This window comes from Paenibacillus phoenicis (assembly GCF_034718895.1).
Taxonomy (GTDB): Bacteria; Bacillota; Bacilli; order Paenibacillales; family Paenibacillaceae; genus Fontibacillus; species Fontibacillus phoenicis.
This window is the reverse complement of the sequence record NZ_JAYERP010000001.1, coordinates 3,649,279-3,664,686: the sequence shown is the minus strand read 5'-3', so window position 1 is coordinate 3,664,686 and position 15,408 is coordinate 3,649,279. Positions and strand designations below refer to the sequence as shown.

The window sequence follows — 15,408 nt, the reverse complement described above, 5'->3', positions numbered from 1 at the left end:
TGTTTTTACGTTTATCCTTGACTAGGCTCCTTTCTAAATCGAGTATAATAAGTTGTATAAGAATCTATGGAATGGAGTTGGATTGTCTGTTATGCCTCAACGCAGGCCACATATCAGCGAGGAGAAGATCATCGCAGCTTCGTGGCGGCTTCTCTCCGACCAAGGAATCGAAAACTTTACCATAAGAAGCCTTTGTAAAGAGCTAAATGTTCAAGCCCCTACGATCTATTGGTACTTCGAGAGTAAGCAGGTCCTTATTCAAACCTTAGCCAACCTGGTTTCAAGAGAGATCATAGGTGATCTTCCCAAGCAAGGTGACTGGCGGGAGAGGCTTCAAACCAGCGCCATGGTGATTCGGAAGAAACTCCAGCAGTATCCCTGCTCGGGTCAACTTCTGATGAAGTCGAAGCCAGAGGCTGATTTTATGGAACTGCTCGAATGCCTCTTGCAGATGATCGAACCTACTTCCTTGACGGATAAACAAAAATTTTCATATATCACCCATTTGCTTAACTATGTCATCAACTTCGTCGTTGAAGAATATGAACAACGGATGGTACAGATATCGTTAGGGAATAAGGAGGATATTCACGGGGATTTCTCGCAATTCAACCTGCTTCGTCGGATGTACGAAGAAGGGATGTTTAATTTAATTGGTTCTGATGAACTCTTTGACTCGGGAATTCTCTTATTACTCGATGGGATCGAGCAGAGAATAACTCCCTAGGTTTTTAGGAGCGGATCGCGTGGTGATCGCTCCTTTTTTCTTTTAAGTTGGTGCTGTTTTTGCGCTTATTTGAAGGCGGGAAGGTTCTCGGCGAGAAAGAGGTCCAGATTACGAGGGGACATCCCCGTAACTCGTTTCACATCATCGGATATCCATGCGGCGTCATCTTCGGCAATCAAACCGAATAATTGGGCGTTGGATGTGGCAACAGGCTCGGGAATCCCTGCCTGAATCATCGCTTTCTGATGCTCGGCGGGAGAGATTCACCGGTATTCGACGGTATACCCCAGAGCGTCAGACAGTTTACGTGCGACATCGTGATAAGTAATCAATTCGGGTCCGGTGAGCAGATAAGTACGACCTGCATGCGTGGATCGTGATACGGCAATAGTTGCGGCCGTGGCGGCCACGTAGCGAGCGTCGATCATGGCGAACTTGCCATCACCGGCAGACATTACGAAGCCTCTCGTTTGTTTAATCATCTGCGCGACAGCGAAGAGATTCTGCATGTAGAGATTCGGCGCAAGCAAAGTATAGTCGATCCCCGTCGCCTTCAGATGCGCCTCAACTCGCGTATGGCCACGCCGTCGATCAACAGGGGAATCTGCCGTAGCCTTATGATTCGTGATCTTTATAATATGTTTTATTCCGTTGCGAACAGCACTGTCAATCACGGCGATTTCCTGGTCCGGACAGCAGGACTAATTAAAACGACCGTCTCAATGCCATGCATGGCTGCATCAAGAGTTTCAGGACGATCGAAGTTGCCAACGGCGATATCAATCCCATTCTCGGAGAACTCACGCGGCGTACGAGATAAGTCTCGAACTAGTGTGCGTGCAGGGTGTTGTTGCTTTGCAAGCAGGCGGACGGTTTCAGAGGACCCAAGCGATTTAATGAACTCGAGCGCTCCATTTCTAAAATTACGCGTAAGATGCTTACAGAACAACTAAGAGACCTGGAACGAGATAAACTGGTTATTCGAACAGTCTATAATCATGTTCCCCCGAAAGTGGAGTACTCACTTAGCGAACATGGTAAGACGTTCCTCCCTGTTTTAGAGATGATGGTCAAGTGGGGGGGAATATCATCAAGAAAGTGTAGCTGGTCTCACATGATGAGGCTGGCTTTTTTTTGATTAGAATACGCGGTGGTTTTTAACTATAACTGGATATGATCTGTTTATTTCGTGATTTCTTTGATACCTTAATTCTTGGAAAACCCCAAGGAGGTAGGGACGCATGGCTGAAAAAATGCATGTTGACGAAATAGAAATGGATGAGGCGCTGGTTCGCCGTCTGCTGGTTGCCCAGTTTCCCCAATGGTCAGATCTATCCCTGCGGCGGGTCGAGCCAGCTGGCACCGTGAACGCCATCTTTCGATTAGGTAACCAATATTCGGTTCGGCTCGCGCGGCGGGAAGGGCCTGCGACACCAGAAAGCCGCGAGTTTACTTGGCTGCCCAAGCTTGCTCCGTTGGTTCCGCTAGAAGTCCCTGTACCCATCGCTCTAGGGCATCCGAGCAGCGAATATCCTTGGTATTGGTATATTTACACCTGGGTTGAGGGCGAGTCGGTGCCGATTGAGGAGATTGACGCGATGCAGGCAGCGCGTGATCTTGCGGGGTTCGTTGCAGCGCTGCAGCAAATCGATTCATCGGGTGGGCCGCTGGGACGCGGTGTTCCTTTGGCGGAGCGGGATGAGGGGTTCCGATACTGGTTGGCACGGTTTGATGGCGACGTTGCGGCGGTGTCTAAGGTGTGGGAATCCGCGCTTGCTGCGCCTCCGTGGAGCGGCCCGCCAGTTTGGCATCACGGCGACCTTGATATGCGCAACTGGCTCGTGCGTAATCAACGAATTACCGGTGTGATCGATTGGGATACGATGGGCGTGGGTGATCCTGCATGCGATGTCATGATCGCATGGAAGTTACACTCGCCGGAGGCACGTGACGCATTCCGCAAATATCTTCCGACGGATGACGCGACCTGGGCGAGAGCCCGCGGATGGGTTGTATCCCAGGCAGTGGCCATACTGGCTTACTATACGCCAGAAAACAACCCCGTTCTGTACCGTGAGGCCCAATCCTGGCTTGACCTCGTATTGTCGGAATGATGATTGATTATTTACTGTTAAGTATAAGTGTGTCATGGAGAGCGAATCTGATAGTTGTATGATGAAAAAGGCCATCCCACATGGGATGGCCGAAAACTTGCCCTCGTAGAAGCCGTGGCGAACCGTATCACAAAATAGGGATAAATTTTTATCAGAATATGTTAGCATTTAACTCATGCAAGGCTACTGTACTAATATACTTGATGAATTAGTCTTTTCAAATGGGCATTACGTTCATGTACATATTTTGATTTCAACGTCGGAGTAGTTGTATGCTTACTTTTCCATCTATTTAAAAAGTCTTGTTCAGCAAGTTGAGATTTCAATAATTCTGAGTCACGAGTAGTAATAATTCGAAGAATTACATCACCTAAACCTACAATTCCTCGAAGATATAATTTTACTTTTTCGCCAACAGTAGTAATAGCCGAATGAAGTGGTACTTCTTTATCCCCTCTTTTCTGTCGCTTTTTTCCTCCGCAAGCCCGCCGCGAACCTCCGATAAACTAAATTTAGCTCCAAAACCTACCGTTAATTTCGCAAGTTAGATCTCTCCGCACCAATTACAAGTAAAACCTACCGTTAAATTTTATGTTTCCTCGCCAAATTGCTGATTTCGATCAAAATAACAGCAGGATTTACCGCTAATTTGGACAAAACCATGAAATTGTCCAAAATTAACGGTAGCTTTTACAGTTCGTTAACGCAATTTGGGCTCTTTTGACATGATTCATGGTTATGATACACCCATCAAGCGATTTCTAGGCACGATCTCGCTTGATCTGTTCACCGTTCTGCTCGGCGGGGCTACGGCGCTGCTGCCAATCTTCGCCGAAGACATCCTGCATACAGGGTCATGGGGACTCGGATTGCTTCGGACAGCTCCGGCAGTTGGCGCTTTGCTGATGTCACTTGTTCTTACGCGGTATTCGATTCAGAATTCGATCAGCAAGTATTTGTTCAGCTCGCTGGCGATCTTTGGCTTGGCTACCGTGCTGTTCGCCGTCTCCAAAAATCTCGTATTATCTTTGGTAGCCCTGTTCCTGATCGGCGCATCGGATGTGGTCAGTGCCGTCATTCGTTCTACGCTGGTTCAGTTAAATACGCCTCGTGAAATGCAGGGGCGTGTCAACGCTGTCAACATGCTGTTTATCGGAACGTCGAACCAGCTCGGCGAATTCGAATCCGGGCACCATGGCCAATTGGCTTGGTGCAGTGGTTGCCACCGTCATCGGCGGAATCGGGACGCTCGTTGTGGCCGCGCTCTGGATGCACCTGTTCCCGGTGCTGCGGAATATGAAAACTTATTATGATACCAGTCATGAAAGTGAGAAGCCGGAGAAGGGAACTCCTGCGCCGCTAAGTAAACCCGTACAGTAAAAGTGAAGGGGATCCCACATTACCGGGTACCCTGCACGGGACACTTAAACCAAAGTGTTTTGTGCAGGGTACTTTTTTTACCCTTGAAATATGTCACTGATCGTAAAACTTTGTCCCTAGCATATTTCAACAAACTAGGCTTTCGAACAATAGTAGAGTTGTATTTTTGCAAAATGGCAATAATTTCCCGCAAAATTCTTTTGCTCAATATCATTGAATGTGTCAGTGACATATTGTATGGTTATGTCAGCTTAAGCTAATGGCTTGGTAGATCACGCGCGGTTTACCAACTAAAAAATAATAAAGGAATGTCCGGACATGAGTTCTGAAAGCACTTCCAAGAAAGAGAAACAACAGCTGTATTTGCAGGTCGCGGAGAAAGTACTGGAGATCATCGAGACCCGGGGACTTCAAGCGCATGATCCTGTACCCTCAGAGGGTGAACTGGCCAAGTTGTTTGGCGTCAGCCGAATGACGAGTAAATTGGCCTTGGAACAACTGGTGGAGCAGGGGGTAGTTTATCGTCTGCCGAGACGAGGCACGTTCCTCTCAGGCAATCGGTATGAAGGGAGCAGTGAAAGACTGCAGGAACCGGTACAACCTGCGGTTGAGAAGAAAGTCAATCAACAAGTTGCGCTCATCATTCCCCACATGTCCGATTATACGTCAAGAATCATTTCGGCAGTCGAGCATGAGTTACGTAAACATCAATTTGAACTCATTTTAAAAATTAGCAGTGATCAAGACGACCAAGACCGATGTTTACAGGAGCTTGTGGCGGCGGGGATCAGCGGCATCATTTTATTTCCGTGGGGAAGCCGAACCTGCAGCGATCAGGTGCTCCGATTAAAAATGGAACAAATCCCCAGTGTGATCATCGATCGGATTTTTCGTGAGATTCCGTTCGATTGCGTCTATCACGACCATTTTCAAGGCTCCTATGAAATGGCGCAGTATTTGATTGCGAAGGGGCATCGGGACATTGGATATTCGTCTAACATTATTGAGAACATCACAAGTCGAGAGGAAAGATATCAGGGGTACATTCAAGCTTTGCTTGATCATGGGATTCCGGTGAAGAGCGAATATATTCATTTTAGAACAGAACGCTGTGAACCGGGGCGCTTTCATGAGTATGATGCCGAACAAGGGGAATTTATTAGAAGTAATCCGCAAATGACAGCTATCATGTGTGCGGATGACCAAGTGGCGATTTCTACATTGTTTTCTGCACTTCATATGAACATATCCGTTCCGGAGAAGTTGTCTATTGTTGGGTTTTCGAATACTTATCTTTCAGCATTAACGCCCATCCCACTAACTACGGTTCGCCAAGATACGGATCGGCTTGCCGCGGCAGCCGTAGACCTGCTCATGAAGCGTATCAATCATTCGAAGGAACAACATCTCACTGTCAAAATAAAAACGAACATTGTTGAAAGAAAATCGGTATTCGATCGAAGTCATTTATTATCACTTGATAAGGAGCGAGCACGAGATGTCGAAAATGATGAAAGCGTTGGCAATGGTGGTGCTTAGCTGTTTAGTTATCACTGCCTGTGGAAGCAATAACAGTGGAAATGCTGGTGGAAACTCGGCGGCATCCAGTGAAAACCAGGGGAGCCAAGTCAAAAATGAAAAATTGATCGTATACACCAATTCAAATTCTGACGGCCGCGGCGAGTGGTGGACGGAGCAAGCGAAAAAAGCAGGATTTGACATTGAAATCGTGGGAGCAGGCGGCGCGGATCTAACGAATCGCTTGATTGCGGAGAAGAATAATCCGATTGCGGACGTAGTATTCGGCTTAAATAATATATTCTACGAAAATCTGAAGAAAGAAGGAGTTCTAACGAAATACGTCCCGCAGTGGGCTTCGCAAGTTGACGAGGGCTTAAACGATTTGGAAGGCTACTATCATGGTCTCGTAAAACAAGCGATTTTGATTGGCTATAATGCGGACATGTATACGCCGGAGACGGCTCCGAAGGATTGGACAGACTTGTATACCAACGAAGCGTTTAAAGGGAAATATGAAGCGCCAACACGACTTGATAGAGCCACGATGCGTCTGGTTGTCGCAGGGATTTTGTCGCCCTATCAAGATGCCAGTGGAGACCTGGGCATTTCCGATGCAGGTTGGGACGCGTTGAAGCAACTCTACGATAATGGGATTCCGGTCATTGAAGGGGAGGAGCTTTATGCGAATATGGCCAGCGGAAAAGTTCCAATTGGAACGATCGTTTCAGGCGAGCGTGCCAAGCGAGAACAAGAATACGGCGTCAAAACAGGTTATGTGATTCCTGAAATTGGTGTCCCTATGGTTGTCGAACATATCGCCATTGTTAATGGCACGAAGAAGCAGGATACGGCAGAACGGTTTGTGGAGTGGTTTGGCAGCGCAGAAATGCAAGGGGCCTTCGCGAAGGAATTTAATGCGATGCCCGTTATCGCAGAAGCAGCCGAACAAGCTCCTGATTCAGCTAAAGAAATGTTTGCCCAGTTGAAGGCGCAGCCGTTGGATTGGAGCTTCATTGCAGAACATCTGGATGCCTGGGCAGAGAAAATTGAATTGCAAATCATGAACTAGACAGCATGGATGGGGAACTGCATAGCGCTAGTTTAGGCTATGCAGTTCTTTCTTACAACAACCTAATAGAAAAGGTGAACGTGATGATCACATTTCAAGATATACAAATTCATTTTGGAGATTTCCATGCCATTAAGAACTTTAATCTGAAAATCAACGAGGGGGAATTTTTCACCTTTTTAGGCCCTTCAGGCTGTGGTAAAACAACCATTCTTCGAAGTCTAGCAGGTTTCATATCCCCATCTGGCGGCAGAATTCTATTAAACGACAAAGATATTACACATGCTCCTATTGAAAAACGCGGAATCGGTATGGTGTTCCAAAGCTATGCGTTATTTCCGACGATGACGGTGTACGAAAATATTGCATTTGGTAAGCGCGTCAAGAAAGCATCAAAGGCCGAAATCGATCAGGAGGTCCGAGACATTGCTCGTAAGGTCGACCTAAAGGAAGAACAGTTGCACAAGCGAGTCTCGGATTTGTCGGGCGGGCAGCAGCAGCGTGTAGCGATTGCCAGAGCACTCGTATTAAAGCCGTCGATTTTGGCCTTGGATGAGCCGTTGTCGAATCTGGATGCGAAGCTGCGCGTCCAGCTCAGAAATGAATTGAAGGAATTGCAAAAGCAGTTTGGCATCACAACCATCTATGTGACCCATGATCAGGAGGAAGCGTTAACGTTATCCGACCGGATCGCCGTTTTCAATAATGGGATTCTGGAACAAGTGGGTACGCCTTATGAGATCTACAATTCATCTAAAACCGAGTTTGTATGTAATTTCATCGGCGACATTAATAAGTTGGATCCGGGATTGATCGCTAACAGCCCCTTAAAGGAGTTCGTTCCACGGAACAAAGTTGCCTATATCCGCAATGAGAAGGTGAATCTATCGCCCGTGTCAGGCAGCGATGTTGTGCGCCTGAAGGCGAAGGTCGTGGATCGTGAATTTTACGGACTCTATAGCAAGTATGTGCTGGAAATGGCGGGCGGCAGTTTGCTAAAGACGATCGAAAAGGAAAGCGGTCATGTGGGGCATGAGGTCGGAACGGAAACCGAAGTGTACATTCGACTTGCGGATATTATGCAATATGATCGGACGGAGGGAGGGAATTGAGCGTACAAACGTTAAAGCACAGATTCCGATCCATTCATTATGGACAGCTTCTATTATATGTCCTGCTGGCCTGGTTCATTATCGCTTTTCTCATTTACCCGAACCTGAACATTTATTATGAGATCTTCTTCAAAAATGGAAGCTTCTCGCTGGATGCCGTTCACAAGCTCTTGTCATCGAAACGTGCAATGTCCAGCTTATCCAACAGTTTTATATTAGCGATCTCCCTAGTGATTACGGTGAATGTTGTTGGGATTACGTTAGTCCTGCTAACGGAGTATTTTCAGATTAAGGGAGCGAAAATTTTAAAGCTAGGTTTCTTTACCACCTTGTTGTACCACGGGGTTGTTGTAGCATCGAGTTACAAGTTTGCTTATGGCGAAAATGGATTTATCACGAAAGTGTTATCCGCTCTCTTTCCGGCTTTTAACACAGGCTGGTTTCATGGGTACTGGGCTGTTCTCTTTGTAATGACGTTCGCCTGTACCTCGAATCACATCTTGTTTTTGGGGAACGCCATCCGCAAGGTGGATTTTCAAACCATTGAAGCCGCTAGAGGCATGGGGGCGTCTACCTTTTATATTTTGCGGCGGGTTGTGCTGCCCGTATTAAAGCCAACGATCTTTGCTCTGACGATCCTCACCTTCCTTACAGGACTTGGGGCGATGTCGGCTCCGCTTATTCTCGGCGGTACGGAATTCCAGACGATTACGCCTATGATCTTGACGTTCTCGAAGAGTTCAACGTCTAAGGATCTGGCCGCATTACTGGCCCTTGTTCTAGGCCTAGCAACGATTATCTTGCTATCGATCATGATCCGGTTTGAGAAACAAGGCAATTATATGTCCGTGTCTAAAGTCAAATCCGTATTGGTCAAACAAAAGATTAATCATAAGTTCGGTAACTTCATCACTCACTTGATCGGGTATGTGTTATTTGTGATTTACTTAATTCCGGTAACCTTAATTGTCATCTTCTCATTTACCGATTCCCAAAGCATTGCTACATCGACGATTCATTTCGATAGCTTTACGCTGGAGAATTACGGCAGATTGTTTACCACGATGAGCGCGTTTAAGCCTTACTTGGTAAGTATTTTGTATGCTGCGGCAGCGTCAGTAGTAGTGGTGGCCCTTGCATTATTTGCATCCAGAATCCTGCACAAACACAAGAATAGCAAGCTGGCAGCAGCGCTGGAATACTCCTTGCTGATTCCATGGGTTCTGCCGTCCACGCTGATTGCCATTGGCTTGGTGGTCACTTATAATGTGCCGCGCTTAGTGACGGGGAACACGGTACTTACCGGTACGCTTTGGATGCTATTGATTGGTTATGTCATCATCCACATCCCGTTTACGATGCGAATGGTCAAAGCCTCTTTCTTTAGTTTGGACAGCAACTTAGAGGATGCTTCCAAGAACCTGGGGGCCAAATCGTTTTATACCTTCAGAAAGGTACTGCTGCCGATCATCTTGCCGTCCACCCTCGCTGTCCTTGCGTTAAACTTTATTAAAATATTGGACGACTACGATTTGACCGTTTTCTTATATCACCCCGTGTATCAGACACTGGGAATTGTGATCAAGAGCAGTACGGACGCAGAAGCAGGGGTTGCGGCGCGTGCGATGTCACTGGTTTATTCTGTCGTGTTGATGATCATGTCTGGAATTACGATGTACTTTGTTTACGGTAGAGGTAATAAAGATAAATAAGCATCACTAGAATCTGGCGTGGATGTTCCCAGAAGTGGAGGAAATCAATGTTTGCGAAAATTATGACTTTTAACTTAAGACTGAATGTGGCGTCAGACGGGGAGAATGCATGGCCGTATCGTACGAAGGCGGTGGCTGAAGTGATTAAACGCCATGATGCGGACATCATTGGCATTCAAGAGGGTCTACATGACATGCTTACGGACTTGGAGCCGTTACTTCCGGAATATGCTTGGATTGGAGAAGGCCGGGAAGGCGGGAACAAAGGCGAATATGCTGCCATTCTGTATAAAAAGAAGAATTGGACTGTAGGAAAGGCGGGGCATTTCAGTTTATCGGAAACCCCGGAGCAGTTAGGTGCGAGAAGCTGGAGCACTTCCCACCCGCGCATGTGCACTTGGGTGACGTTTAAGTCGCAGACGGGCGCTGAATTTGCTGCGTTTAATACGCATTTAGACCATATTAGTGAAGAAGCTCAACAGAAAGGTATGGAATTAATTCGAGAGCGAATGAAGGAATTTCGTACGCAGACGGGTCTTCCGGTCGTGTTAACGGGCGATTTTAACGTTGAACCGGCAAACGCTGTCATTACGGGATTGGAGCAGGAGGGATATCGAAATGCTTATTCCGTTCTGCAGCAAGAGAAGAAGGAAGTGGGGGCGACGGTTCATCACTTTTTAGGTGGCGAATCCGGAGAGCCGATTGATTATATCTTCGTATCCCCTGACTTGCAGATCCAGAACGTTAGGGTCGATCGAGAGCTATATGAAGGACGATATCCTTCGGATCATTATCCCGTGATCGCCGAGGTGTCACCGTTGTAGTGACCATGACGAGTAGATAAGGGGATGTCTTTGCGATGAAGCTGATTGACGCGGGTTTGTGGAATATTTCCTATGTGGACTTATCGCTGCGAATCGTGATTTCGCTTCTGTTAGGCGGCTTGATTGGGTTAGAACGGGAATGGCATAACCATGCAGCCGGTTTCCGTACGCATATTCTGGTCTGCGTAGGGTCAACGATGATTATGCTGCTGTCCATTTATGGGTTTGGCGACTTTTCCAACGAATATAACGTTCGGATGGACCCGGCGCGGCTGGCTGCTCAAGTGGTATCCGGCATCGGCTTCCTGGGCGCGGGGGCCATCATTCGCAACGGCTCCAGTATTTCAGGGTTAACGACGGCGGCCTCCATTTGGGTTGTGGCAGCGATTGGCTTATGTGTAGGGGCGGGCTTCTTTTTTGGAGCGGTGCTTGTGACAGTACTGGTCATTATTATTCTGGTGCTGCTCAATAAGTTTGAGAAGAGCTTCCATAACAAACGCAGCCGAAATGAAGTGACCGTTCGGATCCTGAATAAGGAGGGCGGCGTCGCTAAGGTTGCGGAATTGTTCGAGCAGGAGGGACTGCTCATTGTGCATATGTCCTTAGACGCTCCTAACGATGATCAAGAAGATGAAGGCGTACGAACGCTGCGAATCAAGCTGCATAAGCCGCGCTCAAAGGATCTGCTTCGGGTATTCGATAAGCTGCTTGCTCTGGATTGCATCCATTCCTTTGAAACGGCTGAGGCGTTGAAGTCGCATCCGGCGCATTCCAGCGTGTCCGCCTCCAGAATGTTATAATGAAGGTCAAGGGCTATCCCTCTAGGGATAGCTCTATTTGTTGTTACAGATGGTCTGCAGCCGCGGAGGATGAAATTCAAACGATGTTTAATCGCCAAAGGTTTCAAAGGATAAAGTATGATAGATAAATACATCTTAGGAACTCTAGAGGAGTGAACCCACTTTGTCGATCTAATACCGATATTACGAAACGCTGACGGACCCCGCTCTCCTGGAAGGGGTATGGGACTTGCTGTGCCGTTACGATCATGAATTTATCCCGCCCTTATCCGCTCGTGAGCATACCTACCAGTCCGATCTGACCGCTGGCGCAGCGGCAACCACTTTACTGAAGTGATACTTTGAAAGGTTAAAGGAACAAGCGTTTTTGCTGGTACTGGATCGAGAGCAAGTGATCGGATTTATGTCTTTTCGCCCTCATTATGTTTTTGAACATACGGACGAGCGTGAAGGGATTGGGGTAGGTCAATGCACGCAAACGGCGATCCTCCGTTCTTGGAGAATCGCCGTTTTTGTAATTTTGCGTGGTTTATTTTTAATGGATTCCCTTCATAAACCCCTGAATTTTCGAGGAGAAAGCGAAGAGCAGGATGCCGAGGACAATGGCCGCTCCTCCAATGACCCCAAAGTACGCCATTTCTGTGGCAGGCGAATAGAATTTAACCACTTGCGCATTGATTGATTGGGCTGCCGCACTGGACAAGAACCATAAGCTCATGGTCTGGGCGGAGAAGGCGGAAGGCGCCAATTTGGTCGTCGCCGACAGCCCTACCGGAGACAAGCACAACTCTCCCAGCACAACGATGAAATAACTCAGCACGAGCCATAGCGGATTCACCAAGGAATTCTCGCCGCCAAAGTAAGCCGGCAAAAGGATCACCAGGAATGATAAGCCGGCGAACAACAAGCCCAAAGCGAATTTCTTTGGAATCGAAGGCTGCCGCTTGCCCAGCTTGAGCCAGAACCAGGCAAAGACAGGGGCCAGGGTAATAATAAATAAAGGGTTTAACGATTGGAACCAAGCCGGCGAAATATGAAATCCGGCATAATCCAATTGCGTCCGCTTATCTGCATAGTTCGCCAGGATGGTAGACCCTTGTTCTTGAATCGCCCAGAACATGATTGCCGCAATAAACAGCGGAATATACGCGATCAGTCTGGAGCGCTCCACCTTGCTCGTTCGTGGACTGCGGTACATGGCCACAAAATAGGCAGTGGGGACCAAGAGCCCCAGGATGCCGACGATCACGATAAACGAATCGAAGGTTAACCAACCGGGCGGGATGGTAATGGCGACGATCACCACAAGAAGCAATAGGCCGAGGCCGATTTGCAGGAACACTTTCTTGCGTTCCGCCGGTGAAAGCGGGCTAGGAACGATTGTGCCGGCGAGGCCGAGATTTCTTTTTCGAGTTAAGACAAAAATAGCAAGTCCAAGGAACATCCCCACGGCGGCAATGCCGAAGCCCAGGTGGAAATTGTAATCCAGGCCGACGGTACCTACGATCAGCGGAGCGATAAACGCCCCCAGGTTGATCCCCATATAGAAGATGCTAAAGCCTGCATCCCGGCGCTGGTCATGCTCGCTGTAAAGCTCGCCGACCACACTCGATACGTTGGGCTTCAGCAAGCCTGTCCCCAAGACGATGAGCACCATGGACACAAAAAATAAGGGGACGCTTTCCGGGATCGCCAAGGCGATGTGCCCCAACATAATGAGGATGCCGCCGTAAAATACCGCTTTCGACTCACCGAAGATCCGATCCGCGAACCAACCGCCAATAATGCCGGACATGTACACCAGGGAGCCGTAAATGGACATAATGGCGAGAGCCACGCTCTCCTCCATGCCAAGTCCGCCTCGACTCAATTCGTAATACATGTAGTAGGTCAGAATGGCTTTCATTCCATAATAGGAGAACCGCTCCCAAAACTCCGTGAAGAACAGAGTGAACAATCCCTTGGGATGTCCAAAAAATCCTCGTTGCGGAACGCTCTCCACCACTTGTTGTTTGGTTAAATCCGTCATGCTGTCATATCCTCCCTAAGCGGCAATCACTATAAGAATACCCCGTATCACCCATTTTCAACTGGATACGGAAAATATAGTATAGCATAAGGAAGCTGGGCTTAACTATACAATGGGTTTCTCACAGCCACCTAAAAAATATCGCCGTCCCCAATCCCTACTCGGATTTGGACGGCGACTCGTTTTCGAGCTGCCCTCGGGACAGCGTGTTCTATCTGTTGGGAGCGGTTGTTGAACTTGCAGCGTTCAGGCTCTGATCGAGCAGTCGCCGACTAGCTCGAAAGGTTGCTGCGACAACGAGGATGCCGACGAGGAGCGTAACGACGCTTGCGACATGCAGCGCGGATTGGGCTCCCGAGACAAAGGCGTTGATGATGGCGGCTTGTTGATCAGGGGCCGCGGTAATGGCATCCGCGACCGTGTGAGGGACTGAATCTTGCTGAAGATTTGCCGGTAGATGCCGGGTAAAGGATTCGGTTAATACGGTACCCACGATCGCGACGCCAAGGGCGCTCCCGAGTTCTATCGTCAGCGCAATTACGATTGCTTTGAGCGCTTTTAGAAGAACAACTGCTCCATCTCCTTACCTCTCTGACGCAATCCTTCCATGACTTCTTCCGGCACTTTTCTGAATTCCAGGTCTTCCCCCAGGAACAGCAGCCAGTTGATCGTCTCAGTTAGCTCCTCGGGTTCGTTGGCTTGGACAACCATCTTCATCATGGCGGTGGTTTGATACGGATTGGTATAGGAAATGAATGCTTTTAAGGGATGATATTTTTTGTATTGGGCAATGGCACGGGGGCCGAGTTCAAGGATCAGGTTGTATGCTTCCTCTTGCTTGCCAAGGAGCTCCAAAATCTTCTTCCGGCTCATTCGCTTCTTAGGGTAGTAGAGCTCGACTTGGGTGAGTTGGTCAACGGAGAACATTCTCCTCTTCTCTTCCTGTAAATCAAAGACTTCCATCCACCACAGACTTTTCTCATGATAAAGGTGTAAGAGAAAAATAGGATACGAGTTGATTCCCTCCCCTTCTTCAAGGGTAATCCATAAATAGCTGTCGAGAAGCAGGTGTCGGATCAGCTTCTCCAGCATTGGGTGAGGGAGATCCGAAAGCTCCAGCAGGTCGGGATTATGCGGGTTGGTCCCTTCAAAGAGCAGAATTTCATCCAGGAGCAGGAGATCGTCCTGCTGGTTTTTCGAGATCAGCCCCAGCAATTTTTCAGCCAAGGACTGGCGGCTCTTGAGATACGGAAGCTGGGCGTTTCTTGTGGCCATGAAGGCGATGAACAGCGCTTTGACCTCGTTATCCGTAAACCGCACGGCGGGCAGGATCGAGTTGTGCATCACCGAATAGCCGCCGTCCCGTCCAACCTCAGCAACGAGCGGCATTCCCAAAGCTTCGATTTCGCGGATGTCTCGGATTGCCGTCGAGCGGGAGATGTTAAATTCCTGCATAATTTCCGTGATAGTAAAGTGGGACCGGTTGTTGATATAGCGCATGATGGTGTTAATCCGTTCAACTTTTTTCATCGGGACTCCTAAACAGGTTCATTTTTTGACATGATTTAAAGTTATGATAAACCCATCAAGAACAGAAAACAAATTTTAAATGAGAGTAGGTTTTGAAACATGGCAAATTATGTTTTGGAAGAGAAGGATAGCTTTACGGTATTTGGGCTGGGTACGGAATTAAAAAGTCATTACACGGATTTCGCCGGCATCAACAAGGAAAAGTCGAGCTTCTGGCAAGCCGTCACCGAGGACGGCCGACTCGATCAGCTTAAAGCGATCGCGGAGAACGACTACGTCTTTGCCGTAAATGAAGCGGTCAATAACAAAATGATGTATTACGTCGGCGTATTGAGCCGCGAAACGCTGCCGGACTCGGAAGACTCTCGGGTCATTCAATTCCCGAAGGGGGAGTACCTGATTGTCAAAGGGGAAGGCACAACGGCGGATGAATTCAGTAATCAGCTGGCGGGGATCGCTTTTGGCCAAGTCCTGCCGGAATTGAATCATGTCGCTTATGTTGGTGGGCCAAACGCCTCGGTATTGATGGAGCAAGAGAATGGTCGCGTCGTGGGAGAAATGTGGATCCCCGTCGTAAGGAAATAGAGAAG

The 15,408-nt window shown here is 48.1% G+C and carries 14 protein-coding genes; 11 read left to right on the top strand and 3 right to left on the bottom strand.

Going from position 1 to position 15,408, the window contains the following annotated elements:
- The first annotated feature begins 91 nt into the window (after window positions 1-91).
- A complete protein-coding gene (locus U9M73_RS17405; protein WP_009223398.1) occupies window positions 92-727 on the top strand; it encodes a TetR/AcrR family transcriptional regulator C-terminal domain-containing protein in 636 nt (211 codons plus the stop codon).
- Between the two features lie 263 nt (window positions 728-990).
- Here U9M73_RS17405 and U9M73_RS17400 read toward each other — a convergent pair whose 3' ends face one another.
- Window positions 991-1,401 carry a Rossmann-fold NAD(P)-binding domain-containing protein gene (locus tag U9M73_RS17400; protein ID WP_323078284.1) on the bottom strand — a complete coding sequence of 137 codons (411 nt, stop codon included), beginning with the start codon at window positions 1,399-1,401 and terminating at the stop codon, window positions 991-993.
- Between the two features lie 170 nt (window positions 1,402-1,571).
- On the opposite strand from U9M73_RS17400, the gene U9M73_RS17395 reads away from it, so the two are divergent.
- The 9 genes from U9M73_RS17395 (at window position 1,572) to U9M73_RS17355 (ending at window position 11,259) form a co-directional block, all read left to right on the top strand.
- On the top strand, window positions 1,572-1,865 hold the full coding sequence (locus tag U9M73_RS17395; protein WP_415837177.1) for a winged helix-turn-helix transcriptional regulator: 294 nt from the start codon (window positions 1,572-1,574) through the stop codon (window positions 1,863-1,865).
- 103 nt (window positions 1,866-1,968) lie between these two features.
- On the top strand, window positions 1,969-2,841 hold the full coding sequence (locus U9M73_RS17390) for an aminoglycoside phosphotransferase family protein (protein WP_323078283.1): 873 nt from the start codon (window positions 1,969-1,971) through the stop codon (window positions 2,839-2,841).
- 725 nt (window positions 2,842-3,566) lie between these two features.
- Window positions 3,567-4,154 carry an MFS transporter gene (locus U9M73_RS17385; RefSeq protein ID WP_323078282.1) on the top strand — a complete coding sequence of 196 codons (588 nt, stop codon included), beginning with the start codon at window positions 3,567-3,569 and terminating at the stop codon, window positions 4,152-4,154.
- Window positions 4,155-4,539: 385 nt separating this feature from the next.
- Complete coding sequence (locus tag U9M73_RS17380) at window positions 4,540-5,760, top strand: GntR family transcriptional regulator (RefSeq protein WP_009223403.1); 1,221 nt, start codon at window positions 4,540-4,542, stop codon at window positions 5,758-5,760.
- On the top strand, window positions 5,720-6,811 hold the full coding sequence (locus U9M73_RS17375) for an extracellular solute-binding protein (RefSeq protein WP_009223404.1): 1,092 nt from the start codon (window positions 5,720-5,722) through the stop codon (window positions 6,809-6,811). The genes U9M73_RS17380 and U9M73_RS17375 overlap by 41 nt, the downstream gene beginning before the upstream one ends.
- A gap of 83 nt (window positions 6,812-6,894) precedes the next feature.
- A complete protein-coding gene (locus tag U9M73_RS17370) occupies window positions 6,895-7,923 on the top strand; it encodes an ABC transporter ATP-binding protein (protein WP_036644087.1) in 1,029 nt (342 codons plus the stop codon).
- Window positions 7,920-9,635 (top strand): ABC transporter permease, encoded by a 1,716-nt coding sequence (locus U9M73_RS17365; protein ID WP_260070433.1) that lies wholly within the window; start codon window positions 7,920-7,922, stop codon window positions 9,633-9,635. The genes U9M73_RS17370 and U9M73_RS17365 overlap by 4 nt, the downstream gene beginning before the upstream one ends.
- Before the next feature lie 47 nt (window positions 9,636-9,682).
- Window positions 9,683-10,459 carry an endonuclease/exonuclease/phosphatase family protein gene (locus U9M73_RS17360; RefSeq protein WP_323078280.1) on the top strand — a complete coding sequence of 259 codons (777 nt, stop codon included), beginning with the start codon at window positions 9,683-9,685 and terminating at the stop codon, window positions 10,457-10,459.
- A gap of 35 nt (window positions 10,460-10,494) precedes the next feature.
- Window positions 10,495-11,259: an MgtC/SapB family protein gene (locus tag U9M73_RS17355; RefSeq protein ID WP_009223408.1), complete on the top strand. Its 765-nt coding sequence runs from the start codon at window positions 10,495-10,497 to the stop codon at window positions 11,257-11,259.
- Window positions 11,260-11,794: 535 nt separating this feature from the next.
- Here U9M73_RS17355 and U9M73_RS17350 read toward each other — a convergent pair.
- Together U9M73_RS17350 and U9M73_RS17345 are read right to left on the bottom strand one after the other, a co-directional pair.
- Window positions 11,795-13,288 carry a peptide MFS transporter gene (locus tag U9M73_RS17350; protein ID WP_323078276.1) on the bottom strand — a complete coding sequence of 498 codons (1,494 nt, stop codon included), beginning with the start codon at window positions 13,286-13,288 and terminating at the stop codon, window positions 11,795-11,797.
- 558 nt (window positions 13,289-13,846) lie between these two features.
- Window positions 13,847-14,818: a helix-turn-helix transcriptional regulator gene (locus tag U9M73_RS17345; protein WP_323078273.1), complete on the bottom strand. Its 972-nt coding sequence runs from the start codon at window positions 14,816-14,818 to the stop codon at window positions 13,847-13,849.
- Between the two features lie 99 nt (window positions 14,819-14,917).
- Here U9M73_RS17345 and U9M73_RS17340 point away from each other — a divergent pair, with 99 nt between their 5' ends.
- Complete coding sequence (locus U9M73_RS17340; RefSeq protein ID WP_009223411.1) at window positions 14,918-15,403, top strand: GyrI-like domain-containing protein; 486 nt, start codon at window positions 14,918-14,920, stop codon at window positions 15,401-15,403.
- Window positions 15,404-15,408 lie beyond the last annotated feature (5 nt).

Bases quoted from the DNA above. Each gene is read 5' to 3' on its own strand.
- U9M73_RS17405 (WP_009223398.1), top strand. From the start codon at position 92: ATGCCTCAACGCAGGCCACATATCAGCGAGGAGAAGATCATCGCAGCT.
- U9M73_RS17390 (WP_323078283.1), top strand. From the start codon at position 1,969: ATGGCTGAAAAAATGCATGTTGACGAAATAGAAATGGATGAGGCGCTG.
- U9M73_RS17385 (WP_323078282.1), top strand. From the start codon at position 3,567: ATGATTCATGGTTATGATACACCCATCAAGCGATTTCTAGGCACGATC.
- U9M73_RS17380 (WP_009223403.1), top strand. From the start codon at position 4,540: ATGAGTTCTGAAAGCACTTCCAAGAAAGAGAAACAACAGCTGTATTTG.
- U9M73_RS17375 (WP_009223404.1), top strand. From the start codon at position 5,720: ATGTCGAAAATGATGAAAGCGTTGGCAATGGTGGTGCTTAGCTGTTTA.
- U9M73_RS17370 (WP_036644087.1), top strand. From the start codon at position 6,895: ATGATCACATTTCAAGATATACAAATTCATTTTGGAGATTTCCATGCC.
- U9M73_RS17360 (WP_323078280.1), top strand. From the start codon at position 9,683: ATGTTTGCGAAAATTATGACTTTTAACTTAAGACTGAATGTGGCGTCA.
- U9M73_RS17355 (WP_009223408.1), top strand. From the start codon at position 10,495: ATGAAGCTGATTGACGCGGGTTTGTGGAATATTTCCTATGTGGACTTA.
- U9M73_RS17350 (WP_323078276.1), bottom strand. From the start codon at position 13,288: ATGACGGATTTAACCAAACAACAAGTGGTGGAGAGCGTTCCGCAACGA.
- U9M73_RS17345 (WP_323078273.1), bottom strand. From the start codon at position 14,818: ATGAAAAAAGTTGAACGGATTAACACCATCATGCGCTATATCAACAAC.
- U9M73_RS17340 (WP_009223411.1), top strand. From the start codon at position 14,918: ATGGCAAATTATGTTTTGGAAGAGAAGGATAGCTTTACGGTATTTGGG.